Genomic DNA, 23,200 nt, shown 5'->3' on the forward strand with positions numbered 1-23,200 from the left:
TGATGATAGCTATTGCGTGTTGCTTATGTGTGGGTCGGTGAGAGCTAGAGTGACTTCGACCAGATGTTCATTGGTCGAAGCTTATGGTTACTATTCAATAATACAGTGTTTTTTGTTTTCAATACGAAAACACCTCCCCTTTTTCCTGAAATGATTACCATAGCGTGCGTTTTGACTGTGATTGAGTCGATTATTACACAAATTCAAACAACACATAAAAGTACTCTTACTGAGTCCTCAACCCAGTTAGATAAAGGACTGGGGCTCGAAATTCCGGTTTGTGTAAAAAAGCAATTTAGTAAAATTAACACTGTGAAATTTTTGTTGTGAAATTGTTTGTGAAATACAAGTAGTATGAAATACATGGAAGCAACACAGTAAAGAACAATTTTGAAAAGGGTCAATCAGGATTTTTGACCTACATGAAATTCAAAGCCGTAAGAGGGAAAGATTATGAATATGCTGACACTAGACAAAACAGAACTTCACAGAAACCATTCAACATTTATTGCTGAAGCTGTCTTTGCCGTAGAAATGGTGAAAGCAGACAAGCAGCTCGAAAAACAAAAAATGGCGAAACAGTTGCTTGATACTCTATTTCCTCTTGAGGCAGGTTCACACGAAGACGCAGTGAGCTATGAGATTGACTACCGACATGTTCAGGTTTACTTCAAAAATGGCGAACATACTGGCTTAAAACGAGCGAAGCACTTTGTTGCTTTCACGGGCGATAAGTCTAAGCCTTCAGCAATCCTATTTCGTGATGAAAGCGGTACACACGTTGAAGTGACAATCGGTGCTCGTAAAGGCACTGGCTACTTAGAATTGGTTGATATTCAAGATATCCAGTTAGAGACATGCACCACGTTTGGCCAAACTGAGGCGAGCCGTTCTTCTGGCATCCGTCACTGGGTGAGCTTAGTGAAAGGCGATGAAAGCGGCCGACCGAACGCATCAAGTGAAGATAAAGAGTTCACGGCAAAGAATGGCGAAGACTATAACCTAGGTTTTTGCTTCGCGATTTAATGTTCAGTCTTTGAAATGTGCAGTCTCTGTGGCGAGAAGCGTTGCAAGATATAGCACCAACATTTGAACACTGATTTCTCTTTTACCTTTGGTAATTTCCCCGCCCTATAGCGGGGCTTTTTTATTAGAGCTATAAACAAACTAGGTTGTTGTTAATATTATCTGTAGAAAGTTTTCATGAGATTTTATAGTGCATTATTTTGGTTTAAGTGTTTGTAATTAAGGTTTTTTATTTATTTGTACTGCTCTTTTTTTATTGAGTTAACTATCGCGATCAACACTGGTTTGGATGACTATTGAGCTTAAACTCAGTCAAAATACTTTGAGCTGTGCTATAATCCGCGCCTTGGGATTGAGCCAGTAAGTCCATTTATCACCAATCATTGTGATTTTTATCGCCTCTATTTAGGTGGTGCGGCGAGCCAATCAAGTAGTAATTGGATATGGAGAGCGTCCTTATATTCGTTGATTCGGATATGCGAACATCATAATTTATGAGTTTTAAATCAAAAAAATACAGTATTGATTCTACTGACTATCAAGTTGGTCAAGATAACGTCAGTAAATGGGGCATGGACGTCCATAACACAGTTTTCGTAGCCTCAGTCGGCTTATCTCTTCTCTTCATCATCACTCTTCTTGCTCTTCCTCCTGCAGACGCTAAAGCTGCTATTGATTCTATTAAGGGTGCTGTTTTATCAAAGTTTGACTTCCTGTTTATGTGGGGAGCTAACATCATGCTAGCGTTTGCCGTGGTTCTTGCGTTTTCACCGTTGGGCAAGATTCGCCTAGGTGGTGAAGATGCGACAGCGGACTATTCCATGTCATCTTGGATTGCGATGTTATTCGCAGCAGGTATGGGTATTGGACTTATTTTTTGGGGTGTTGCAGAGCCAACCGCGTTCTTCACGAACTGGTTCGGAACGCCACTCGGTGCAGAACCTTTTACAGAAGCCGGCCGTGAACTGGCTCTCGGTGCGACACTGTTCCACTGGGGTTTTCATGCATGGGCTATCTATGGCATGACGGCACTTTGCCTCGCGTATTTTGTTTATAATAAAGGCTTACCGCTATCCATGCGTTCTGTGTTCTACCCAATTCTGGGTGAGCGAGTGTGGGGTAAAACAGGTGATGTGATCGATGTACTAACGGTACTGGTTACGCTGTTTGGTCTAGCGACTTCACTGGGTTTAGGTGGCACACAAGCAGCAAGTGGTATTAGCCACGTGTTTGGCTTGGAAAATAATATCTTCCTTCAGCAATCTATTATCGTTCTGATCATGGGCTTGGCGATCATCTCTGTTCTACGTGGTATGGACGGTGGCGTTAAGTTCCTAAGTAACTTGAACATGGTTATTGCGTTCGTATTCCTTGGTCTTATCGCTGTTCTGAACTTCACCACCGTGCTTGATTCCGTAGCGACGGCGGTGACGGGTTATGTGAATAACATCGTAGCGTTGAGCCAAAGTTCTGGCCGTGAAGACACAACATGGCTGCATGGTTGGACTGTGTTCTACTGGGCGTGGTGGGTTGCGTATGCACCTTTCTTCGGTATGTTTGTAGCGCGTATTTCTAAAGGTCGTACGGTTCGTGAGTTTTTACTTTGCGTACTGATTATCCCAACATTGGTAACGTCGGCTTGGATGGCTATCTTCGGTGGCGTGGCTATCGAGCAGGTGATTAATCATGTAGGGCAACTTGGCCTTGACCAAGGCATCACAGACGTGTCTCTAAGCTTGTTCTACATGCTAGATGCTTACTCGTTCGGTAGTATTCTGTCGGTTCTCGCAGTTGCACTGATCATTGTGTTCTTCGTTACAACGCTAGACTCAGGCTCTATCGTTATCGATGGTATGACTGCGGGTGGTAAGCTTGAAGTTCCAGTGAAGCAGAAAGTGGTTTGGGCGGTTATCTCAGGTGCTATTGCAATGGTGATGCTGTGGATTGGTGGTACTCAATCTATCCAAGCTCTGCAATCGATCACTATCATTGCTGCATTGCCGTTTACGATCATTCTTCTGATTGGTTGTTTCAGCTTGTTGAAAGGTCTACTGACTGAAGTAGATAAAGGACAAGAAAACGTTAGCGAAACCGCTAAATAAAGTAATCAAGTATGGGGAGTAGATAGTTCTCTAGTTACTCCTTATTAAGTATTATTTCAAAGCTCTCTTGTACTGTGTGCAAGGGAGCTTTTTTATGCCCAAGAAGAAATCAAAGACAAGCAGATAAGACAAAAAAGAGCCACAAGTGAATCGTCACTTATGGCTCTTTTGGTTTTAGGGAGCAGCTATTAGCTAATAGCTTACGCGTTCAATTCATGTTGAATTACGTAATCCAAAGCACCGACTACCGCGGCAACTTGAGCGTCATTACACTCTTCATCTGTTACTTTATCGCTGTCTGGGTAAACCTCAGTGGTTGTGCCGTACTTACAATCAGTCACACCACCACACAAGCCTAGCTTCTTCATAGGGTAGTTGATCACGCCATGTTGGGTAACTTCAGAACCAATGATCTTGCCGTCTGTATCTGCTGGTGCAATGTGGGTTACTTTTTCGACCGAAGCAATAACCGCTGCTTGGAATTCTGGTTGTGGATTTTCAGTATCACCAACCGTGTAGAAACCGTCTGGGATCATGCCTTCGATGTACTCAATGCCATCACGCGCCGCGAGAGCTGGTCGGAATTCTGTTTCGTCAGAATCCGTCGTTTCGTGCAAGTCAACGTGAACTAAGATTTCTGGTAAAGAAGCGACTAACGCACGTAGGTTTGCTGATTCTTCTGCTGGCGTACCGTCATAGAAAGAGCGGTTTGGATCAACAGCGTTTGGATTCCAGCGGTTGATTACTTCGTAACCCCAAGGGCTTACACAAGGTGCTACTACAATGTTGAAGTGCGCTGCGTATTGTTCTGCTTGAGTCGCGGCGAACTTGATCGCGCCGTGCACACCACTGGTTTCGTAACCGTGAACGCCACCTGTAACGAGAATGGTCGGCTTTGACTCGTCCCAGTTTTTGCTCTTAATTGCGAAAAGTGGGAAGCGAGCTTCGTCGTAGCTTAGTGCACCGTATTGTTCGATATCAAAACGGTCCGCAAGTGCTTTAATCTTTGGTACAACTTCTTGTTGATATTCACGCTTAACCGTTCTTTGAGCGAACCATGCTTGACGTTCTGCTTGTTGCCATTTTTGTCCAGGCTCACCGATTGGGTAGGAGTATTCACTTTTCATCTATACTTCTTCTTTTATGTTCGTGAAAGATGAAGACAGACTAGTCCTGTCTAGCTGAGACGGCAATAGAAAACACAACTTGTGACTCTATTTTTTACAGACTCATAACTTTGATGAGTGGATTGATGGTGTTACATTTTATCAATTGTTTAATCCCTTAAAAGAGACCATAAAATGGCTGGAGCAAGCTTATTAACGCTACTGGATGACATTGCAACCGTGTTGGATGATGTCGCACTGATGTCTAAGGTCGCAGCGAAAAAAACCGCTGGTGTGTTGGGGGATGATTTAGCGCTGAACGCTCAGCAGGTATCCGGTGTTTCTGCTGAACGAGAGATCCCTGTGGTATGGGCGGTTGCCAAAGGCTCATTTAAAAACAAGCTGATTTTAGTGCCCGCGGCATTATTGATCAGTGCCTTCATTCCTTGGCTGATCATGCCTTTGCTTTTGATTGGTGGTCTGTTTCTTTGTTTTGAAGGGGCGGAGAAAATCTTAGAGAAGCTGTTTCCTCATTCTCATCAAGATGATGAAAAGGGAGAGGATACGAGTACTGGCGAATCCATAGAGGAATATGAGAAGAGAAAAGTCGCAGGCGCGATTCGTACTGATTTCATATTATCTGCGGAAATCATCGTGATAGCTCTGGGTACCGTGACGGGTACAAGTATCGTCACTCAGATTCTTGTCGTGAGTTTGATTGCGGTTGTGATGACGATTGGTGTTTATGGCTTAGTTGCAGGGATCGTGAAGTTGGACGATTTAGGTTTCTATCTCCAGCGAACATCGAATGGGAGTGCCATTAAAACCCAATTGGGTAACGGGCTAGTCGCATTTGCGCCCAAGTTAATGAAGACGCTTGCGGTGGTTGGAACGGCTGCGATGTTCTTGGTTGGTGGCGGTATTGTGGTTCACAACGTCCCTGCGATTCATCATTTAATTGAACCGATTATTATGGACTTCAGTGGACATTCGATTGCAACCGCGGTGGTACCAACGCTGTTGAATGGTGTTATTGGGGTTTTAGCTGGATTGATCGTTGTTGCTGTTTGGACTGTGATTGGAAAAATTCGCGGTATGTAATCGCTCATTATTGGTCTTAATAAAACCCTCTCTCCACGAAACGAAAAAGGGGCACCATAATCATTATGGTGCCCCTTTTAATCTAATGGGTCGTGTTTAATTAACACCACGCTCTTGTTTTGCAATATGAGCGCTTATTTACCGACTAAGCGTTTATTTTACAGACCAAGTGTTTATTTCACAGACCAAGCAATCGTCTCGCCGCCACGGATTGGCACAACGGTGTCTGAACCGAAAGGCATGGTTCCAGCAACGTTCCACTCTTCTTTAACGAGAGTGATGGTGTCTGAGTTACGTGGCATGCCGTAGAAGTCTGGGCCGTTGTGGCTCGCGAACGCTTCTAGGTTTTCAAGCTTACCCTCTAGTTCAAACACTTCAGTGTAAAGCTCTACTGCTGCGTGCGCAGTGTATGAACCAGCACAACCACATGCTGACTCTTTTGCACCTTTTGCGTGTGGCGCAGAGTCTGTACCCAAGAAGAACTTCTTGCTGCCGCTTGTTGCCGCCTCGATAAGCGCTAATTGGTGCGTATTACGCTTCAAAATAGGAAGGCAGTAGAAGTGTGGCTTAATGCCGCCAACTAACATGTGGTTGCGGTTATAAAGCAAGTGGTGCGCTGTAATGGTTGCTGCTACGTTGTCGTTAGCGTTCTTAACGAAAGTCGCTGCATCTGCAGTCGTGATGTGCTCTAGAACGATCTTCAGGTTAGGGAAGTCGTTAACAATCGGTGCTAGAACCGTGTCTAGGAACTCTTTTTCACGGTCAAAGATATCAACATCGTGAGCCGTTACTTCACCGTGTACCAGCAGCAACATACCCACTTCTTGCATCGCTTCTAGTACGTGGTAAATCTTTTGAGCTGACGTTACGCCTGAATCCGAGTTAGTCGTCGCGCCTGCTGGGTAAAGCTTTGCAGCGACTACTGCACCAGACTCTTTCGCTTTGCGAATTTCGTCAGGTGTTGTGTTGTCTGTTAGGTAAAGTGCCATTAGAGGCTGGAATTGCTCGCTTGGCTGCTCTGCCATGATGCGTTCACGGTAAGCAAGAGCCATTGCGGTATCGGTTACCGGTGGGATGGTGTTTGGCATGATTAACGCTCGACCATTGTAGCGGCTGATATCGCGGACTGTATCTTTTAATACTTCGCCATCGCGTAGATGAACGTGCCAGTCGTCAGGACGAGTAATCGTAAGTTGTGTCATTGAAGGCTCCCACCATTTGAAGTGTTATTTAGTTGGAGCCTAAACTCAGCGAAATCTGTGAAAGCAATCGCTTACGTTTAGGCGACAGGATGATAGTGGAAAAGCACTTTCATTTCATCCTATTTTTAACTCTTCAGGGCTAGGAGCTTGTTTTTCTGAGTATTTTATTCGGTATTAATTCTCGGAGATGGTAGGAGGCGGGTTAACGAGTCGCCACCCAGAGTCCGTGAATCATTCCTGGCACCCAGAAGAAGAAAGTCAGGATGATGTTAATCAATAGGTCTTTACCTGCGCCACGAGCGAAGAACACGCCAACAGGCGGAAGTAGTACACATAAGATGACAATGACGAGTTTGTTCATGATAAATCCTTTTTATTCAATGAAAGTTCAATGCATTAATCGTGTTCAAAGTATAGAACGTATGGAGAGTGTTACGGCATTGCTGCCTTAATGTATCAAAACAGAAAGCTAAACATCTCAAGATAATAGCTTAGTATCAAGTGTTTAATGCCTGCCAGTTTATCTATTTATAACCATTTGTTAGCATTGGGACAAACAACAAACATTGGAATCGTTATGTCGCAGCTACCGTCAGATCAAAAGGCTTCACAGCAAGTGCCTTCTCTATCTCAAATCAATGTATTTCCGGTTAAGTCAGTGGGCGGGATTGCACTCTCTTCTGCTTGGGTCGAAAAACAGGGCCTTACCTTCGACAGACGTTTTATGTTGGCGTTAGCTGACGGCTCAATGGTGACGGCACGTAAGTACCCTAAAATGGTCAAGGTATCTTCTAGCTTGCAACCAGACGGTTTGATCTTCACTTATGAAGGTAAACAACCGTTGCGTTTAAAATACGCGAACTTCAAAATGCAAGAAGCACCAGCAACGGTGTGGAAAGACAGCTTCACGGCATACACGACATGTGATGAAGCCGATGATTGGTTCAGTGATGTGTTGGGCGTGCGCGTTGAGCTACTGTTTTCTGGCGAGCAATCGAATCGTGTTCGAGAAAAGCTCGGTCATAATGTGAGCTTTGCCGACGGTTACCCAATGTTAGTGATCAGCCAAGCCTCTCTTGATGAACTCAATCGCCGCAGCCCTGAAACCCATTCAATGGATCAGTTCCGCACCAACTTTGTTGTTTCCAACACAGAACCTTTTGCTGAAGATAGCTGGAAGCGTATCCGAATTGGTGAGGTTGAATTTGAATCCGTTAAGCCTTGTGAACGATGTATCCTAACCACGGTTGATGTCGAGAGTGGCGAGCTTAGAGCGACAAAAGAGCCGCTTAACACCTTTTCTTCATTCCGAGCCAACGAGCGCGGTGGCGTTTTCTTTGGCCAAAACCTTGTGGCTAAAAATGAAGGCTTAGTCAAAGCCGGTGATGTTGTTGAAGTATTAGAAACTAAAGAAAAAGAGCACTACCAAGATACATGGGTAGAATCGCTACACTTGACTTGTGTTGAACGCGAAGAGATCGCTCGTGATTTTACGACGTTCTGGTTAGAGCCTGCGAAAGAGAACCACTCACTACCAAATTACCAGCCAGGGCAACATCTACCGATCGAGATGGTGATTAATGGCGAGAAGATTTCTCGTCGTTACACCTTATCTTCTAGTCCATCACGCGCAGGTCGCTTAGCGATTTCAGTAAAGCGAGTAGACGATGGTCAAATCTCTAACTGGTTGAATGATCATTTCCAAGTGGGCGACACGCTAGTTGCTCAAAATCCAGATGGTGCTTTCTATCTAGAAGAAAACCCTAAGCATCCACTATTGCTTTTGTCTGCAGGCAGCGGCATTACTCCAATGCTGTCGATGCTTCGTTATTTAGCTGATCATGATCAGATCGATGATGTGGTTTTCTATCATCAATGCAGCAGCGAAGAAGACATTCCTTATCAAGCTGAGATTGATAAGATCGCCTGTGAACATGCGGGTCTTCGTGTGATTTATTCATTAAGCCAACCAACCAAAGAGTGGGATGGTTTATCTGGGCGCTTGAGTGTGTCGCATGTCGCTAAAATTGAAGAGTTACACAAGCGCCAAGCATTCGTGTGTGGCCCTGATGGCTTTATGGATAATGCAAAGAAACTACTGATTCAAATGGGGCTCAATCCTCAACATTACCACCAAGAAGCGTTTGGTGTCGCTCAATCAACCGAAGAGACGGTGAAGCAGCTACAGTTAAGTGTCAACGGCTACCTGTTCGAAGGTAATAATCAATCAACCTTGCTAGAGCAAGCTGAATCGGCGGGGGTGTCTATTGCATCAAGCTGTCGTGCCGGTTTCTGTGGTGCTTGTAAAGTGACCCTTGAGTCAGGTCAAGTTCATCAACCGGATGTACCAGCGCTGCAAGAACATGAACGCAATATGGGTCAGATACTGGCGTGTTGCAGTGTGCCTCAAACGGATATCGAAGTTGTTGATTAACGACTCGTTAGATCATTAAGAAAAACGCATTCAAAAACATTAAATAGAAAAGGCCGGAAGTTCACTCGCATGAACTTCCGGCCTTTTTGATTCTGAGACTAATTCTGAAAATTAATCGTAGATCGTTGGGATAGGTTGACGCTTGTGTTGTGTTGCTTTGTAGATGCTCACTAAACGATCGGATACGTCTTGAGGGACTTCTTTACCTTCAAGGAAATCATCAATTTGATCGTAAGAAAGGTTCAAGGCTGCTTCATCGGCTTTCTGTGGATCAAGCTCTTCTAGATCAGCGGTTGGCACTTTCTTAACAAGTTGCTCTGGAGCCCCTAGCATTGCTGCAAGTTCACGAACTTGGCGTTTGTTCAGGCCAAACAGAGGAGCTAAATCACAGGCGCCGTCACCGTGCTTAGTGTAGAAGCCTGTGATGTTTTCAGCTGAGTGGTCAGTACCAATCACAAGACCGCCGACGTAACCTGCAATTTCGTATTGTGCGATCATACGAGCACGAGCTTTCACATTGCCTTTCACAAAGTCGATTTTCGCAGAATCTGTTGGTAGTAACCCCGTACCTTCTAAAGCAACGTGAGATGCTGCGTGAAGCCCATCAACACCCGCTTTAATGTTTACAGAAACTGATTGAGAAGGCTGGATGAAAGAGAGTGCAAGTTGTGCTTCGTCTTCATCTTTTTGCTCACCATAAGGCAGGCGAACCGCGATGAATTGGTATTCATTGCTGCCAGCGTTTTCATTCAAGCTGTCGATTGCCATTTGTGCTAAGCGGCCACAGGTTGTTGAGTCTACACCGCCACTGATACCAAGGATCAGTGATTTGCATCCTGACTGTTGAAGTTTCGTTTTGATAAACTCCACACGACGAGTCACTTCGAAGTGAGGGTCAATTGAAGGTAGTACGCGCATTTCGTCACGAATTAACTGTTCCATTCGTATTCCTTTCCTGCAAGCAAATTAAAAATCTAGTGTTATCATACCTAAATCATCCGATTTAAAAACCTCTTTGCACAAGCTTAGAAAGAGAAGGCAGCAATAAATAATGGAAAAAATAGCCATTTTCGGTAGTGCGTTTAATCCACCGAGCTTAGGGCACAAAAGTGTCATTGATTCGTTGGCTCACTTTGACAAAATTCTACTCGTTCCAAGTATTGCCCATGCTTGGGGAAAAGAGATGCTAGACTTTGATACGAGATGTCAGTTAGTTAACGCATTTATTAGCGATCTTTCACTGGATCAAGTGGAGCTTTCTTTGATCGAAAAGAGCTTATTTACTCCAGGTGAAAGTGTGACCACTTATGCGGTGCTTAGTGAACTTCAGAAGTTACATCGTGATGCGCAACTCACGTTCGTTATTGGCCCTGACAACTTCTTTAAGTTCTCATCTTTCCATAAAGCAGATGAGATAACGGAACGTTGGTCTGTGATGGCTTGCCCCGAAAAAGTGAAAATTCGTAGTACCGATATCCGCCTTGCTTTGCAAAATGGGAGCAATGTTGCGAAATTGAGTACAAAGTCAGTTACAAAGATATTGCAAGATGGTGAACTGTATACAATAATGTAGATTCACTAATTTAAGAGGTCTGATGACTATGCTAAAGCGCGCGATACCAGCGACGATGATCATTGCAGCATGCAGTATGCCTGCTCACGCTGATTGTGATTTCTTTAGTTTAGATTCGATCATGCTGACTTCTGACGATGAAAATAACTGTTTAGACTTATCTACGAGCCTTGAATCCTTCGGTCAACGTATGATGGAGCTCAGCGGATTAAGCGAAGATGAACCTGAATCAACGGCAGACTATTGGTCTGATTGGGTTATTCAAAGCAAAGATGCACCTCTATTAACTCAGAGCCTTGAGTCTAACTATGTTGGTCTCGGTATGTGGTTTCCAGAAGAGCTGGAAGATGAACAGTATGATATGTCGACAGAAGAGTGGTTGATGAACCATGGCCTTCAGCTGAGCATAGGTTTTGGTGATAAAGTTGAAGGGCAGCCGCGTATGCGCTTTGATTACCGTTGGCATGACTCTAGTGATGCAGACTTAATGATGCAGGTTGAACTGCCATTCTAGACAGGTGGTTATTAAGCTTCCTCTAGGTGCTAATAATTAAAAAAGCCGCAAAAACTCAGTTTTTGCGGCTTTTTAGTATCTGGCTTGCTAGTTTAAATATCAGCCCTGACTTACCGCCAAGCTATAAATCTTCACCAAACACGAGCATACACAATTGTTCGAACTCTTCCTCTTTGCCGGAGAATAAGTCATCAATCACAAGCGTACGTTTCTGACCTGATTGCATGCGCTTCTTCGCTTCGCGCATTACCATCACCAAGGTGTGCTCTTGCGGTAAGTTAGAGTCATCAACATTCCATTGATTGAAGCGCTGAGACAGAGCACTTTCACAAAGCAGTGGTTTAAACGCCAACACTTCTTGCTTGAGCACAGAAAGCATATCTTTAAACGCTTGCTCGGTATTATTCGCTTTCAGAGTACGAGATTTAGTAAGCTCTAGCTTTTCTAGTAACGCAGAAGATAGGTTCGTTTGGGTGACGTATCCCGCTTGTCTTGGGAATGAATCCGTCAAGCGCACTGAAAAGTCGACACGATTAACCTGTGTATTTGGAAAGTAGGTCAATGATGTTAGACAGTCATAGGGAACCCAGACGCTCTGACCTGGCTCAACGGCATACTCTTGTTTGCCCAGCTTAATCAAAACCAAACCACTTTGAACCGATACAAGGCTATGTTTGAGTACTTTTTTGCGTGGTGTAATCACCAGATGTGAAAAGTAAGCCGATGTATATTCAATAGCGAAGTTCATAGATAGTACCTTAGTCTTGGGGCGTCAAGATTACCGTTAATCTTAAAGAATGCCAATAATAACAGGGCATTTTCGATGTTTCTGGTCTGACCTTGTCAAAAGTATGGGCTCTGTAGCTGCGATAAGTCAAAACAACGCGTAGAATGAGCCAGCTTTTTATTATATGAATGAAAAAATGACCTCTCCAACCGATCCATATGTTGATATTCGTCCTTACGGCGATGATGAAATTCCTGCGGCACTAAACCGTCTTATTAATGATGAAGAATTTATCAGTGCGATCTTGCACTACCGTTTTTCAAACCATGCGTCTTGGTTCAAAACATTAATGAGCCCGATCTTGCGAGTGTACTTGAAAATGAAATGGAGCAAGCTGACTAGCGTTGAATCCATTCAAATTGAAGTGAAAAAGTATTTACGCGATACGCTCGCTAAAACCACCAAAGGAGTGACATACACAGGTTTAGAGTCACTGGATGCGAACCAAGCGTACCTGTTTGTATCAAACCATCGTGACATTGCTATGGATCCAGCGTTAGTTAATTACGCTTTGCATCTGAAAAATCATCAAACTTGCCGTATTGCCATTGGTGATAACCTACTAAAGAAGCCATGTGCAACTGAATTGATGCGTCTGAACAAAAGCTTCATCGTAAAGCGTTCTCTAAAAGGGCCACGTGAAATGATGAAAGCGCTAGGGCAGTTGTCTTCGTACATTAAGCACTCTCTAGAAACAGGTAACTCTATTTGGATCGCTCAGAAAGAAGGTCGTGCAAAAGACGGCAATGACTTCACAGAGCCTGCAATCTTGAAGATGTTCCACGTTGAAGGCCGTAAGCAGAAAATAGCCTTCCCTGAATACGTGAAATCATTGAAGATCGTTCCTGTGGCTATTTCATACGAAAACGATCCATGTGACACAGCGAAAGCAATAGAGCTTTTTGAAAAAGACGTTAACGGTAGTTACGAAAAAGGTGAATTTGAAGATATCGAAAGTATCATTCAAGGCATCATCGGCAATAAAGGGCACGTTCATGTTGGTTTTGGTCAGGTTATCGACCAAGATTTCGATACGCCTGAAGCACTTGCTCAAGAGATTGACCGCCAGATCCACGATAACTACAAATTATTTCCTGTGAACTTATTAGCTGCAGAAAAAGAAGACGAGTCGATTACAGCGGCGGTTAAGCAGGAGTTTGAAGAAAAGCTATCGAGTTTGCCACAAGGTGCTCGTCAGTATTTGATCGATAGCTATGCGAACCCAGTGAAGAATATTGGTTAACGAGCGTTAGTTAGCTTGTAAGTTGATTAGTAACTTGATTGAATTGAAAAAGGAGCCTTGGGCTCCTTTTTTGTATTTATAGCTGACCAAAAATGTAAGTCACATAATCTATTGATCGCCCAATACCATTGATCTTCCAATGTTTATGATCTCCCAATACTGATGATCCCCGAATGGACTAGCGAGCAACAGCACCACCAAGATCTAATTGGGTCGGCCACGTGGTAATCGTGTTACCACCTAGGTAGATATTGCCTTTGACCGTCATGGTATCGGGAAATGTTGTAATTGCAGAGCCGCCAATATATAGGTCGCCATCAATCACTATCCCGTTGGGTAGCTCTGTCAAAGGCGTACGAATGACACTCAGGTCACCTTTGACTCTAAAGCCATTGGGTAGCCTCTGGAGTGGGGTGTCCGTGAGGTTAATAAATCCACCCACTTTGACGCCTCGTGGCCATTTGGTGATTTGGCTTCCCATCAAATCGGCATACCCACGAATCTTAATTCCTGCTGCAACGCGAGCTAATTGGCTGTTTCCTGCTTTCAGGCTTCCTTCTACTTCCAAACCTTTGGGTAGACGTGTGATCGCAGTATTTTCTATATTTAGGTTGCCATCGACGATCAATCCTGTCGGTAGCGATGTATAGGGCTTATTTCGTAAATATAAGTTTCCGTAATTATCCAGATGGTTCAATATTTGATACTGATCGAGTGGTTCTGCAGTCACATTTGTTATGGTTAAAGAACCAATAATAAGTACAATTATTCGGAGCATAACAAGCTTCTTATTACGATAGACGTTAACACTATAATGAAAAAATTATTCTCGCATAGTGTTTTACTCATTTGTTGGTCGGTAAAAAAGAATAGAACACAATGAAAGGCGAATCTGTGATTGAAATAAAGCGTCAAATTCTAAAAGGCTTTGTGATTGTAACTTCTGTATTTTGTTCAGTATCAGCGAATGCTAACAAAATAATATCAACGCCTGCTAAGGCTGCAGTCGTCGTCACTCAGAGTGGTTCACAGCAACGAGTTTGTTATTATGATGATAAGGCCTATAGCCTAGGTGCGGTCGTTGAAGTTTCAGGAGTTTTGATTCGATGTGCTGCAGAAAATGATTTTGAGACCAATGGTGCTCTTGGCTGGATTGAAATTTTAAAAAAAGACGAGTAATAAACTCGTCTTTTAGTGTTATGCGTTTTGGTGCTTATGCTGGCGTGCTAGAGAGCGAGTCTTAAGTTCGAAAATAATCTTCTCAGCGCTGACTTCAAACTTAAAGCGAGCATTTAATTCTGTGCTTTCTTCTGTCAGTTCTGATGCTTCAAACTCAACGTTGCTAGACACTTGTTTAGCAAGCTCAACGTACTTAGCAAACTCAGTTTCAATGAGCGCTTTAGAGTTACCGTAAACCGTTACTTCAGCGACATCGTCGCCTTCTTTAATGATGAACCCGATTTCGCCTGCGCAGCCGCAAGCCTCACATACATCATTGTTACCAATATCTTGGCTCATAAATAATCCTCTTACAAAGTCTGCGGTTATTCTAGCGAGCAATTTGAACTGTATCTACAAAAATCAAAATCTTTGAACTAATTTTTACTAGTATGCTATGCTGTTTGATAGGATATTTAGTGAATATGTATATTCGCGACGATAAATATGTATGTGATTAATATCACGTTTTCCTGAAGAGGTACGTTATTTATTTGTCAGAATATCATTCACTTAGTTGCGCCAGGAATGATTTTATAAGAGTATCTATCGCTTGACAGTTATTTATACAATGAATTTTTCGTTGGGTATTTCATATTCTAAGTCGTTATTTAAACTTATCGGCTTAGGGTTGTAAGGTGATTTTCGAAGAATAATTAGACAAAGTGCCCAAAGAGGTAACACTGTAAAATTGTTCGTACAAAGTATTTGTGGGTATTTAATGGAAATACTTGCGAAAAAATACCTTGCTCACATAATGCTGATAACGATTTTCATTCTGACTTCATTCGGTTGAGTTAGATGGATTTACAAAGAGAAGAACCTGAATATGCCAAAGCGTAGTAAAGAAGATACAGAAATCACGATCCAGAAGATCATGGATGCCGTTGTAGACCAATTATTGAGATTGGGTTACGACAAAATGTCATATACGACGTTGAGTCAACAAACAGGCGTTTCTCGTACAGGTATAAGTCATCACTTTCCTAAGAAAACGGATTTTACTGCTGCTCTAGACGGTCGTATATTCAAGATGTTCATGGAACACATTGACTTTGAAAATGGCCTTGATGCGTTTTCAGCTAGCTGGGTTGCAGCACTTGAAGATGCTGAGTTCCTAGCGATCTTACGTTTACTTTTCCATCATATCGTTACTGCTGAGAATGCACATGAGTTCGCTGCAAACGGTATTGATCGCTTATACAAACTGACTGAAACTCAGTTTGGTGATACTAGTGGCAAAGAACTAGAGTGGTTGATTGGTAAATCATTGATTCATATGAGCCAATAATCAACATGCAATGAAAGAAGCTCCTACGGGGGCTTTTTTTGTGTCTGCAATTTCTCTTTCTCTTTCTCTTTCTCTTTCTCTTTCTCTCTCGAACTCATATCGCTTCTGTTATCTTTCTTTGTGCCAAATGAAGTTATTTCTTTTCTTTTTATATGCTTACGCTCGAGCCTTGCATTCAGCCTTAATTGCGAAAAGCTTAGCAACACTAACTGATTATGTTTATTTCTAGAGCCTCAAACGCTCAAGGTGAGCCGTTTTAAGGGGCATTGCTATGGTAACTAATAAAATTGATTTTAAGGCGAGAGAGAGGCTGTGAGCCAATAAAAAGCCTCGAAGAAATCGAGGCGTTGAATGGTGTGGTTATTAGAGAAAGCGAATACTCAAAACGAACCTGTTCTTAATTGAGCTTATTGTGCGGGATGAACCTGAGGGAAGTTCATCGTTGGGTGCTTTTCGACAATGCTTGTGTAGCCGTATACGTCTTCGATCATTGGAGGTTTGAGCGCATCCCAAGGACTGCCATCGCACACCAAACGTCCATCTTTCAATACCACTAATCGGTCGGAATACTGAGCGGCCAAGTTTAGGTCATGCAATACCACGATAACCGCTGCGTTGTGGTTGTCTGCGAGATCTCTCGCTATCTTTAAGGTGTTATGCTGGTGGGCAAGATCCAATGCAGACGTTGGTTCATCAAGCATCAAGAGACACTGATCACCAGAGTAGTGAAGCTGGGTTAACACTCGAGCTAAGTGGACACGCTGCTTTTCCCCGCCGGATAGAGAAGGGTAAAGTCTTTCGCTCAAGTGAGACACATCGGCAACGTCCATTTTTTGGCTAGCTATATTGGTGAGCGTCTTGTTGGACTCTTGCAGAGGTATTCCTCCTAGTTCGACAACTTCATGAGCCAAAAATGGAAAGGTCAACGTACTGTGTTGAGGAAGCATAGCCAAGTGCTTTGCCAGCTTTTGAGAGGGCCACTTATCTTTGGCATGTCCAAAGTAGTGAATATCACCCGTGCTTGATATCTCTTGGCACAAAGCTTTAAGTAACGTGCTTTTCCCTGCGCCATTTGGCCCAAGCAGTGTGGTTACCTTTCCCGCTTCAATCTCAATAGAAACGCCATCTAATACCACTTTACTACCGAATTTCACTTCGATGTTGGTCGCTTTGAGTGCTGAAGGAAACATTAAAGGATTCTCCCTTTCTGTTGAAATAGTAGATACAAGAAGAAAGGAGCACCGATGATTGCAGTGACAATGCCTACAGGCAGTTCTGCTGGTGCAAGTGCCACACGAGAAAACATATCTGCGGCGGTTAACAACAGTGCGCCAAGAACGGCAGACAGTGGTAACAAAATTCGGTGGTCGGGGCCTGCCAACATACGGCCTAAATGAGGAATAACAAGGCCGATGAAGCCAATCATGCCAGATAGGCTAACCGTGATCCCAACGCCTGCGGCAGTTAGCAGAATGAGCTTTCGCTTGAGTTTTTGTACTGGAATACCAAGATGCTGTGCTTCTGACTCACCTAGCAACAGGGCGTTTAGTGACATTGCTTGGCGGTAGAAAACAACAAACAATCCAACGAGCGTGACAGCAGCAAGCAAAATACCTGACCACTTTGCACCCGCTAACGATCCCATCGACCACAATGAAAGATCACGCAGCATTTGGTCATCGGCAATGAAGTTCAAAAATCCAATACCTGCGCCTGATAGTGCGCTAATCGCCACACCTGCCAATAACATGATGGTCACCGAGGTACCGAACTTACCCGTACCTAGCTTATAAACCAACAGGGTGGTTAAGGCTCCGCCGAAAAAGGCGAATACTGGAACGGCAGCAAAGTTCATAAAGGCAGGGTATTGCAGTGAAAGTTCAGAGAACAGAACAATGGCCAACGCCGCGCCTAATGCAGCTCCTGCAGAGACACCTATGATGCCAGGTTCGGCAAGCGGGTTTCGAAACAGCCCCTGCATGACCGCACCACATAGTGCGAGAATCGCGCCGATTAGCATACATAAGATGGTTCTCGGTAAGCGGATCTCTTGAATCACCAGATTGATGTGGGGAGCTAAGTCATTGTTGGGTTGGAGTAGGCTGGCTGCGCTGTCAGCTAAGCTTATGTCCATAGGCCCAACGGTGACCGAGTACAACGCGGTTAAGACTAGGATAGCGCCGAAGCTTAACATCGATGTTTTTAGTGGGACGGATCGTAACAACATAAAGAGCCTCAATGTCTATCACTAGCTTCAATCCTCGTTACCGACTTTGCGAAAGCGACGCGGTAATGAGGATTGAGCAAGTAACAGTAAAAATAGGGTAGTGAGTTATAGCGGGTAGATAAGTTATAACGGGTAAATAAGTTATAACGGGTAAATAAGTTATAGCGGATAGATAAGTGCGTTTAATCGCTTCGCTTCCGAAAGGCTTTCAAGACCAAGCCCACCAACTAAAGCGCTGCCCTTTACGGTCATGATTTGCTTGTTCATGCCAGCTGGCGTTGCCGCTAACATAGGTAACGCTTTAAGGATGGCATCAGCGCCGCCCATTTTCTGATGGCTACGGCCGCTTACTAAAATGACATCAGGTTGCATCTCAACAAGTGATTCCATTGATAGGGGCTTGTATGAGGTCAGGCTTTTAGCCGCAGGGTTGACACCGCCAGCCAATTCAATGATCGCGTTGGGTGATGTTTCACTGCCAGCAACATTTGCAGGACGACCTTCATGCAGTAATAGGAACAGAACTTTCTTCGCTTCATTGCTTGGTACTTGGTTTGCCTGTAGTGCTGCTATTTTCTGATTTACTTCAGCTTTGACTTTCTCTGAGTGAGCTTCGGTATGAGTAATCTCAGCAATTTGGTCGATTCGCTTTAGTAGCCCTTCAACATTCGCTTCAGTGTTGACGATCTCGACATCGACACCGACAGACTTCAGTTGAGAGATCGCGCTGTCTGGCCCCATTTCATCTGACCCAATCAGTGTGGTTGGCTCTAAAGCAATCAAACCTTCTGCAGACAGGTTTCTGTGGTAACCAATCTTTGGCAGCTTTTTGGATTCAGGTAAGTGACTGGTCACATCAATTGCGATTAACTGCTTTTCAGCACCCAGAGCAAGAACTAATTCGGTAACCGCACTGCCAGCACTGATGATTCTAAGTGGTTTCACGTCGTCAGCATTGGCGATAGGCGCAGTTAGTACCAACCCCATCGCAGCGATTGCGAGTAAATGTTTGTTATTCTTTAATTTGTTGAGCATTTTTAAGTCTTTCATAATAAGTTATTTGTACTTTCTTTTGATGGAGAGTAATCGCGAAGATGCTCTGTGATCAGCCTGTTCGCATGTTGAGTTTGAATTGATAGAGAGCTGGCTTTGGCTATTTGGTCTTATCAATAAAGAGACCAATTTCGTAAAAGTAAAAGGTGCTAGGCCTCATGAAAATCTAAGAGTCGTTCTAGCCTTCTTCAGTGAGTAATTGGGTTGCCGGAATGCCGTTTTCTTGTAAGAACGACAGCAACTTCACTAAGTTCTCAACGTTAGCGGCTTTATCGGCGCCAATGATGATTGGCTTCTTATTCGATGTGCCTGTTTCTTCTAACAATGCAATCTTGAAATTTTCCCAGTCGATGTACTCTTGGCCGTTGATCGCCCAGTAAGGTTCGTGATCTAAGATATTGACGCTAATCGAATCTTTGTGAACTTCAGAAACGTTCTTAATATCAGAGCTCGGCAGTTCGACTTCTAATGACTCCAACTTCACTGATGCTGTCAGCAGAAGGAAAACCATCACGATAAATATAATGTCCAATAGTGGTGTCAAATCTGGCGCTAAGCTCTGTGTTTGAGATGAGTGAGGCGTTTTAATCATGCTTGGCTCACATCACCAATGGCGACTTTATTGACTGATGAGCCTTTGGTATCGTCAGAGTGATTGGTTTGAATCGACATGCCTTCTAGCCATACATTTACATAGTTCAATGTATGCTCCAGTTGAGCTAGAACTCGATCGGCCCATAGCCCGAGTAACTGAGCACCGGAGATAGCAGGCAGCGCAATCATTAAGCCTGCGGCTGTGGTTCTCATTGCTAATCCAAGACCGTCAGCCAAATCATTAGGCGTGATGCTGCCTGTTGTAGCGGCAACGCCTTTGAACATCTCAATAAGCCCCAGTACCGTACCAAGCAGTCCGATCAGTGGACTGATCACGCCGATCAAACCAAGCAGTCTCAATCCCGCATGAAGCTGGTGGCGTTTTTCTTGTAGCCAAATTCCAGCGGCATCTTCACGTAATCCCTTTGAAAAAGAGTGGTGTGCAAGCAGCATCGACACGCCCTTGTAAAGCAGTGGTCGTTTACCAGAAATAGATTGTGCTAATGCTTCGATTTGTTTGCTGTTGGTTGGTGAAATCTGATTGAGTTCACGACGAATAGCGCGTTTGCCAACCCCAATGCTTAGCATGACTTGGAAGACACGCTCTGCGATGATCATTGCTGTTAAGGCTGAACAGATAAGAAGAGGCCATGTCATTAGGCCAAGTTGATCTTGTAAGTAACTGATTTGTTGCATGGTTAATCCAACTTAAAACGAACAGGTATTTGTACACGGTGAGCAATTGCTCGACCATTGACAGTGTGAGGTGAGAACTTCCATTTCTTAATGGCTTTCAATGCAGCGTTATCGAGCATTAGTGCGCCTGATGAGTTAACTAATGCCTGTTTGATTTGTTTTCCTTCAGCATCTAACCAGACCTCATAAGTTGCGACACCTTCAACGCCTCGGCGCCTTGCTTGGCGTGGGTAGTTTGGTGGTGTTGGGCGAGCTGAAAAAGAGGGTCTAGTGATTAACACCGGCTCTTGGTTAGATACGCCTTGGTTAACTTGTCGAGGTTGGTTGGCGGACTCGTCCCTATTTTTATCGACTTTTTTGTCGGCCAGCTTTTCTGGTTGAGTCACCGGTTTTTTTTGAATCGGCTTTTTCTCGACTTTCTTCTCAACAACCTTTTTCTCTACTTTCTTGGGTTGAGGCTTATTCGTGATCGCTTTTTTCTTTGGTGTAGGTTTGGCTTGCTTTGGCTCCACCGCTTTCGGTTCGACAGGTTTAGGTTCTGGGTGTGAGACCGTTTCTGTGATTGGTTCTGGTTCAACCGGGTCTGTAACGGTTTTTTGCTGAGCTTGTGAGGGAATGCTCTTTGGAGTGAAGTTGATCGATACCGTGTTCGATTGGCTACCAGCAGGCATTGCAAATACTTTGGATTCTTGAGCGACAAATAACATCGCCGCATGAATCACTAACGATGCGCCGCCTGCAATAACATATCTAGGTACGTTCACATTCAATCCTTCACCAAATCTAAAATATGTATCGGATTATTGCTTAGAATCTAAATAAGATCAATTATCAATTGCATTATCATTTGCGTCTATTTATGATTCTCTCAGTTTTAGCAAATAGTCTTCTAGGCTTTGCTATATAAGTGTTTAGAGAGATTATATGAGCGTTGATATACATAAGTTTGACGAATCAATTCTGGGCGTTTCTAGCCCTGACCCACTTCGTTTTGCATTTGCCAAAAAGCAATCTGCACATGCTGAGGGAAGCTCAATCCCGGTCGACCCGAGCAAGAAATTGGAAATCTTTGATGAATTGATGCTGAGCGAAGGAAAGAAACAGGATAAACGTTGTTTGTATATCCATATTCCTTTTTGTCGCGTGCGTTGTACGTTCTGTAATTTCTTCCAAAATGCTGCAAGCCGTAAATTAGTGGATGAGTATTTTGATGCACTGATGGTTGAGCTAAAGCAAAAAGCTAAAACCCCTTGGGCTCAGTCTGGATTATTTCACGCCGTCTATATTGGTGGCGGAACACCCACTGATTTGTCCCCTCAACAAGTCGAGCAGTTAGGCAAGGCTATTCGCCAACACTTCCCACTAGCCAACGATGTTGAAATGACCTTAGAAGGTCGTATTAATCGATTTGGTGACGAGATGTTTGATCGTTCTCTGGAAGGTGGCTTCAATCGTTTCTCATTCGGTATTCAAAGTTTCAATACTCAAGTTCGACGCAGTGCTAAGCGCTTGGATGACCGAGAAGTGGTATTGGAACGCATCAGTTCACTGAGTCGCACTGAACAAGCGCCTATCGTTCTTGATTTGCTATACGGGTTGCCACACCAGTCTATGGAAGTATTTCAACAAGATTTAGAAGACTACATGTCGACTGGCGCACACGGTATTGACCTCTACCAACTGATTGTTTCGGGCAACGCGCCTATGCTTAATCTTGTTGAGAAAGGAAAAATCCCAACACCGGCTAATACGCCAGATAAGGCGAGTATGTACTTGGCGGGCGTGGAGTTCATGGCAAAGCACAAGGTTAAGCAACTGAGCGTGAATCACTGGACTCGTGATAACCGCGAACGCAGCATTTACAACAGCTTAGCGAAAACTTATGCCGAAGTTCTACCCATTGGTTGTGGCGCTGGTGGCAATATTGGCGGTCATGGTGTGATGCAACATCGAACTTTAGACAGCTACATGGAGTCTATAAAGCAAGGTCAATTGCCAATAGCCATGATGACCAAGCAGAGCTCACTAGAGCCAACCTTCTCTTCATTGAAAGCCGGTTTTGATTCTGGTGTTGTAAGAAGAAGTACGTTACCGAGCTTTATGGGCCAAGACACGTTTGACTACCTGAAGCCTCTGTTTTCACATTGGGAAAAGAATGGCCTAGTTGATCTTTCGGAAGATTACCTGAGCCTGACTATAGCTGGCAGTTTCTGGGCGGTAAGCCTTGCCCAAAGCGTAATTCAAGTGCTTAACACTGAATATCAGACCTTGCACCCAGCACCAACTGCCTCAGGCTTGGGTGCTCACCCGCATGCAACTTTGAAGCACGCTTAGTCTCGAATTTTTAATTCATAACTTACTTGTTTATACGGAAACTTATTCAATGACAGATACAACATTAGCAATGACAAAAACTCTAGAACAACGTGTCGCACGCATTCTAGAAGAAGAACCAAAACTACTTCCTACAGCTATTGCGGAAAAGTTAAGTGTTTCAGAGGTTGAAGTGGTCGCGGCTTTTCCTGGAGACATGGCGGTGATGTTAGACGGCGGCCGTGCTCAAGAGATTCTAGAAGGTTTGGTTGGTTGGGGCCCCGTGACCACAATCATGCGTTCATTTGGCTCAATCTTCGAAGTAAAAGCGCCGTTCCCTAAAGGTAAAGTCGCACGTGGTTACTACAACCTAATGGGTAAAGAAGGCGAGCTGCATGGCCACCTAAAACTCGACAACATCAAACACATTGGTTTGGTGAGCAAGACGTTTATGGGTCGTGAAAGTCATTACTTCGGTTTCTTCAGTGAAACGGGCGAGAACATTTTTAAGATCTATCTAGGCCGCAATGAAAAGCGAGAGCTGATTGCCGACCAAGTTGAACGCTTTAAAGCACTAAAAGAACGAGCTTAAGTACAGTCAACATCAAGCTTAAATAAGATAGCCAGCTAGCTAAAAGAAAATACGAATGCTCGAGGTCCACTTAGTTTACTAATGAACGCTCAACCTCGGGCAAAAATAATAAATAAGAGAAAGTGAAG

Annotated in this window: 24 protein-coding genes; 11 read left to right on the forward strand and 13 right to left on the reverse strand. The window is 43.8% G+C overall.

All coding sequences use genetic code 11. The features are described from left to right. Positions 1–453: 453 nt before the first annotated feature. Both K08M4_RS16250 and K08M4_RS16255 read left to right on the forward strand, forming a co-directional pair. Positions 454–1,026, forward strand: a complete 573-nt coding sequence (locus tag K08M4_RS16250) for an aldolase/citrate lyase/malate synthase family protein (protein WP_017094519.1) — start codon at positions 454–456, stop codon at positions 1,024–1,026. A gap of 494 nt (positions 1,027–1,520) precedes the next feature. Then, positions 1,521–3,128 carry a BCCT family transporter gene (locus tag K08M4_RS16255; RefSeq protein ID WP_086050637.1) on the forward strand — a complete coding sequence of 536 codons (1,608 nt, stop codon included), beginning with the start codon at positions 1,521–1,523 and terminating at the stop codon, positions 3,126–3,128. A 200-nt stretch (positions 3,129–3,328) separates the two neighbouring features. Here K08M4_RS16255 and K08M4_RS16260 read toward each other — a convergent pair whose 3' ends face one another. After that, positions 3,329–4,255, reverse strand: coding sequence for a M14 family metallopeptidase (locus tag K08M4_RS16260; protein ID WP_086050638.1), 927 nt, complete (start codon positions 4,253–4,255; stop codon positions 3,329–3,331). Positions 4,256–4,429: 174 nt separating this feature from the next. Between K08M4_RS16260 and K08M4_RS16265 the strand changes: the two genes are divergently transcribed. Further along, positions 4,430–5,335 carry a DUF808 domain-containing protein gene (locus K08M4_RS16265; protein ID WP_065605233.1) on the forward strand — a complete coding sequence of 302 codons (906 nt, stop codon included), beginning with the start codon at positions 4,430–4,432 and terminating at the stop codon, positions 5,333–5,335. A gap of 173 nt (positions 5,336–5,508) precedes the next feature. On the opposite strand, the gene pyrC is transcribed toward K08M4_RS16265, so the two are convergent. Both pyrC and K08M4_RS16275 read right to left on the reverse strand, forming a co-directional pair. Further along, positions 5,509–6,537: a dihydroorotase gene (gene pyrC, locus K08M4_RS16270; protein WP_086050639.1), complete on the reverse strand. Its 1,029-nt coding sequence runs from the start codon at positions 6,535–6,537 to the stop codon at positions 5,509–5,511. Between the two features lie 202 nt (positions 6,538–6,739). Beyond that, the gene (locus K08M4_RS16275) at positions 6,740–6,898 is read right to left on the reverse strand and encodes a YqaE/Pmp3 family membrane protein (RefSeq protein ID WP_086050640.1); all 159 of its coding nucleotides are present in this window, start codon (positions 6,896–6,898) and stop codon (positions 6,740–6,742) included. 216 nt (positions 6,899–7,114) lie between these two features. Here K08M4_RS16275 and K08M4_RS16280 point away from each other — a divergent pair, with 216 nt between their 5' ends. After that, complete coding sequence (locus K08M4_RS16280) at positions 7,115–8,971, forward strand: hybrid-cluster NAD(P)-dependent oxidoreductase (RefSeq protein WP_086050641.1); 1,857 nt, start codon at positions 7,115–7,117, stop codon at positions 8,969–8,971. A 111-nt stretch (positions 8,972–9,082) separates the two neighbouring features. On the opposite strand, the gene nadE is transcribed toward K08M4_RS16280, so the two are convergent. Beyond that, on the reverse strand, positions 9,083–9,913 hold the full coding sequence (gene nadE, locus K08M4_RS16285) for an NAD(+) synthase (RefSeq protein ID WP_086050642.1): 831 nt from the start codon (positions 9,911–9,913) through the stop codon (positions 9,083–9,085). 109 nt (positions 9,914–10,022) lie between these two features. Between nadE and K08M4_RS16290 the strand changes: the two genes are divergently transcribed. Continuing rightward, positions 10,023–10,544 carry a nicotinate-nicotinamide nucleotide adenylyltransferase gene (locus tag K08M4_RS16290; protein ID WP_086050643.1) on the forward strand — a complete coding sequence of 174 codons (522 nt, stop codon included), beginning with the start codon at positions 10,023–10,025 and terminating at the stop codon, positions 10,542–10,544. A gap of 22 nt (positions 10,545–10,566) precedes the next feature. Beyond that, positions 10,567–11,058 (forward strand): hypothetical protein, encoded by a 492-nt coding sequence (locus K08M4_RS16295; RefSeq protein ID WP_086050644.1) that lies wholly within the window; start codon positions 10,567–10,569, stop codon positions 11,056–11,058. 121 nt (positions 11,059–11,179) lie between these two features. Here the strand turns inward: K08M4_RS16295 and K08M4_RS16300 are convergent, their stop codons facing one another. Continuing rightward, positions 11,180–11,806, reverse strand: coding sequence for an AraC family transcriptional regulator (locus tag K08M4_RS16300; protein WP_086050645.1), 627 nt, complete (start codon positions 11,804–11,806; stop codon positions 11,180–11,182). Positions 11,807–11,981: 175 nt separating this feature from the next. On the opposite strand from K08M4_RS16300, the gene K08M4_RS16305 reads away from it, so the two are divergent. Then, on the forward strand, positions 11,982–13,088 hold the full coding sequence (locus K08M4_RS16305) for a 1-acyl-sn-glycerol-3-phosphate acyltransferase (RefSeq protein ID WP_086051493.1): 1,107 nt from the start codon (positions 11,982–11,984) through the stop codon (positions 13,086–13,088). Between the two features lie 178 nt (positions 13,089–13,266). Here the strand turns inward: K08M4_RS16305 and K08M4_RS16310 are convergent, their stop codons facing one another. Next, on the reverse strand, positions 13,267–13,866 hold the full coding sequence (locus K08M4_RS16310) for a hypothetical protein (RefSeq protein ID WP_086050646.1): 600 nt from the start codon (positions 13,864–13,866) through the stop codon (positions 13,267–13,269). 101 nt (positions 13,867–13,967) lie between these two features. Here K08M4_RS16310 and K08M4_RS16315 point away from each other — a divergent pair, with 101 nt between their 5' ends. Then, positions 13,968–14,267, forward strand: a complete 300-nt coding sequence (locus K08M4_RS16315; RefSeq protein WP_086050647.1) for a YnjH family protein — start codon at positions 13,968–13,970, stop codon at positions 14,265–14,267. A gap of 18 nt (positions 14,268–14,285) precedes the next feature. Here K08M4_RS16315 and K08M4_RS16320 read toward each other — a convergent pair whose 3' ends face one another. Continuing rightward, a complete protein-coding gene (locus K08M4_RS16320; protein ID WP_086050648.1) occupies positions 14,286–14,606 on the reverse strand; it encodes a YfcZ/YiiS family protein in 321 nt (106 codons plus the stop codon). Between the two features lie 529 nt (positions 14,607–15,135). Between K08M4_RS16320 and K08M4_RS16325 the strand changes: the two genes are divergently transcribed. Further along, the gene (locus tag K08M4_RS16325; protein ID WP_086050649.1) at positions 15,136–15,597 is read left to right on the forward strand and encodes a TetR/AcrR family transcriptional regulator; all 462 of its coding nucleotides are present in this window, start codon (positions 15,136–15,138) and stop codon (positions 15,595–15,597) included. Between the two features lie 407 nt (positions 15,598–16,004). Here the strand turns inward: K08M4_RS16325 and K08M4_RS16335 are convergent, their stop codons facing one another. From K08M4_RS16335 to K08M4_RS16360, 6 genes are all read right to left on the reverse strand, one after another. Then, complete coding sequence (locus K08M4_RS16335) at positions 16,005–16,787, reverse strand: heme ABC transporter ATP-binding protein (protein WP_086050651.1); 783 nt, start codon at positions 16,785–16,787, stop codon at positions 16,005–16,007. Continuing rightward, the gene (locus tag K08M4_RS16340; protein ID WP_086050652.1) at positions 16,787–17,824 is read right to left on the reverse strand and encodes a FecCD family ABC transporter permease; all 1,038 of its coding nucleotides are present in this window, start codon (positions 17,822–17,824) and stop codon (positions 16,787–16,789) included. Before K08M4_RS16340 ends, K08M4_RS16335 begins: the two co-directional genes overlap by 1 nt. Before the next feature lie 159 nt (positions 17,825–17,983). Further along, positions 17,984–18,874 carry a heme/hemin ABC transporter substrate-binding protein gene (locus K08M4_RS16345; protein WP_086050653.1) on the reverse strand — a complete coding sequence of 297 codons (891 nt, stop codon included), beginning with the start codon at positions 18,872–18,874 and terminating at the stop codon, positions 17,984–17,986. A 181-nt stretch (positions 18,875–19,055) separates the two neighbouring features. Beyond that, entirely contained in the window at positions 19,056–19,469 is a 414-nt protein-coding gene (locus K08M4_RS16350; RefSeq protein WP_086050654.1) for an ExbD/TolR family protein, read from the reverse strand. Then, positions 19,466–20,167 (reverse strand): MotA/TolQ/ExbB proton channel family protein, encoded by a 702-nt coding sequence (locus tag K08M4_RS16355; protein WP_086050655.1) that lies wholly within the window; start codon positions 20,165–20,167, stop codon positions 19,466–19,468. The genes K08M4_RS16350 and K08M4_RS16355 overlap by 4 nt, the downstream gene beginning before the upstream one ends. A 2-nt stretch (positions 20,168–20,169) precedes the next feature. Further along, positions 20,170–20,931: an energy transducer TonB gene (locus K08M4_RS16360; RefSeq protein WP_086050656.1), complete on the reverse strand. Its 762-nt coding sequence runs from the start codon at positions 20,929–20,931 to the stop codon at positions 20,170–20,172. Positions 20,932–21,091: 160 nt separating this feature from the next. Here K08M4_RS16360 and hutW point away from each other — a divergent pair, with 160 nt between their 5' ends. Further along, positions 21,092–22,501 (forward strand): heme anaerobic degradation radical SAM methyltransferase ChuW/HutW, encoded by a 1,410-nt coding sequence (gene hutW / locus K08M4_RS16365; RefSeq protein ID WP_086050657.1) that lies wholly within the window; start codon positions 21,092–21,094, stop codon positions 22,499–22,501. A 49-nt stretch (positions 22,502–22,550) separates the two neighbouring features. Then, positions 22,551–23,072: a heme utilization cystosolic carrier protein HutX gene (gene hutX, locus K08M4_RS16370; RefSeq protein WP_086050658.1), complete on the forward strand. Its 522-nt coding sequence runs from the start codon at positions 22,551–22,553 to the stop codon at positions 23,070–23,072. The last annotated feature ends 128 nt before the right edge of the window (positions 23,073–23,200 follow it).

The sequence above is a fragment of the Vibrio syngnathi genome, from assembly GCF_002119525.1.
GTDB classification, from domain to species: domain Bacteria; phylum Pseudomonadota; class Gammaproteobacteria; order Enterobacterales; family Vibrionaceae; genus Vibrio; species Vibrio syngnathi.

Excerpts from the sequence above, each read along its gene's own strand:
- K08M4_RS16325 (WP_086050649.1), top strand. The coding sequence starts at position 15,136 with ATGCCAAAGCGTAGTAAAGAAGATACAGAAATCACGATCCAGAAGATC.
- pyrC (WP_086050639.1), bottom strand. The coding sequence starts at position 6,537 with ATGACACAACTTACGATTACTCGTCCTGACGACTGGCACGTTCATCTA.
- K08M4_RS16255 (WP_086050637.1), top strand. The coding sequence starts at position 1,521 with ATGAGTTTTAAATCAAAAAAATACAGTATTGATTCTACTGACTATCAA.
- K08M4_RS16280 (WP_086050641.1), top strand. The coding sequence starts at position 7,115 with ATGTCGCAGCTACCGTCAGATCAAAAGGCTTCACAGCAAGTGCCTTCT.
- K08M4_RS16315 (WP_086050647.1), top strand. The coding sequence starts at position 13,968 with ATGAAAGGCGAATCTGTGATTGAAATAAAGCGTCAAATTCTAAAAGGC.
- hutX (WP_086050658.1), top strand. The coding sequence starts at position 22,551 with ATGACAGATACAACATTAGCAATGACAAAAACTCTAGAACAACGTGTC.
- K08M4_RS16310 (WP_086050646.1), bottom strand. The coding sequence starts at position 13,866 with ATGCTCCGAATAATTGTACTTATTATTGGTTCTTTAACCATAACAAAT.
- K08M4_RS16320 (WP_086050648.1), bottom strand. The coding sequence starts at position 14,606 with ATGAGCCAAGATATTGGTAACAATGATGTATGTGAGGCTTGCGGCTGC.
- K08M4_RS16355 (WP_086050655.1), bottom strand. The coding sequence starts at position 20,167 with ATGCAACAAATCAGTTACTTACAAGATCAACTTGGCCTAATGACATGG.
- K08M4_RS16300 (WP_086050645.1), bottom strand. The coding sequence starts at position 11,806 with ATGAACTTCGCTATTGAATATACATCGGCTTACTTTTCACATCTGGTG.
- K08M4_RS16295 (WP_086050644.1), top strand. The coding sequence starts at position 10,567 with ATGACTATGCTAAAGCGCGCGATACCAGCGACGATGATCATTGCAGCA.
- K08M4_RS16335 (WP_086050651.1), bottom strand. The coding sequence starts at position 16,787 with ATGTTTCCTTCAGCACTCAAAGCGACCAACATCGAAGTGAAATTCGGT.
- nadE (WP_086050642.1), bottom strand. The coding sequence starts at position 9,913 with ATGGAACAGTTAATTCGTGACGAAATGCGCGTACTACCTTCAATTGAC.
- K08M4_RS16260 (WP_086050638.1), bottom strand. The coding sequence starts at position 4,255 with ATGAAAAGTGAATACTCCTACCCAATCGGTGAGCCTGGACAAAAATGG.
- K08M4_RS16340 (WP_086050652.1), bottom strand. The coding sequence starts at position 17,824 with ATGTTGTTACGATCCGTCCCACTAAAAACATCGATGTTAAGCTTCGGC.
- K08M4_RS16305 (WP_086051493.1), top strand. The coding sequence starts at position 11,982 with ATGACCTCTCCAACCGATCCATATGTTGATATTCGTCCTTACGGCGAT.
- K08M4_RS16290 (WP_086050643.1), top strand. The coding sequence starts at position 10,023 with ATGGAAAAAATAGCCATTTTCGGTAGTGCGTTTAATCCACCGAGCTTA.
- K08M4_RS16265 (WP_065605233.1), top strand. The coding sequence starts at position 4,430 with ATGGCTGGAGCAAGCTTATTAACGCTACTGGATGACATTGCAACCGTG.
- K08M4_RS16275 (WP_086050640.1), bottom strand. The coding sequence starts at position 6,898 with ATGAACAAACTCGTCATTGTCATCTTATGTGTACTACTTCCGCCTGTT.
- K08M4_RS16350 (WP_086050654.1), bottom strand. The coding sequence starts at position 19,469 with ATGATTAAAACGCCTCACTCATCTCAAACACAGAGCTTAGCGCCAGAT.
- K08M4_RS16345 (WP_086050653.1), bottom strand. The coding sequence starts at position 18,874 with ATGAAAGACTTAAAAATGCTCAACAAATTAAAGAATAACAAACATTTA.
- hutW (WP_086050657.1), top strand. The coding sequence starts at position 21,092 with ATGAGCGTTGATATACATAAGTTTGACGAATCAATTCTGGGCGTTTCT.
- K08M4_RS16250 (WP_017094519.1), top strand. The coding sequence starts at position 454 with ATGAATATGCTGACACTAGACAAAACAGAACTTCACAGAAACCATTCA.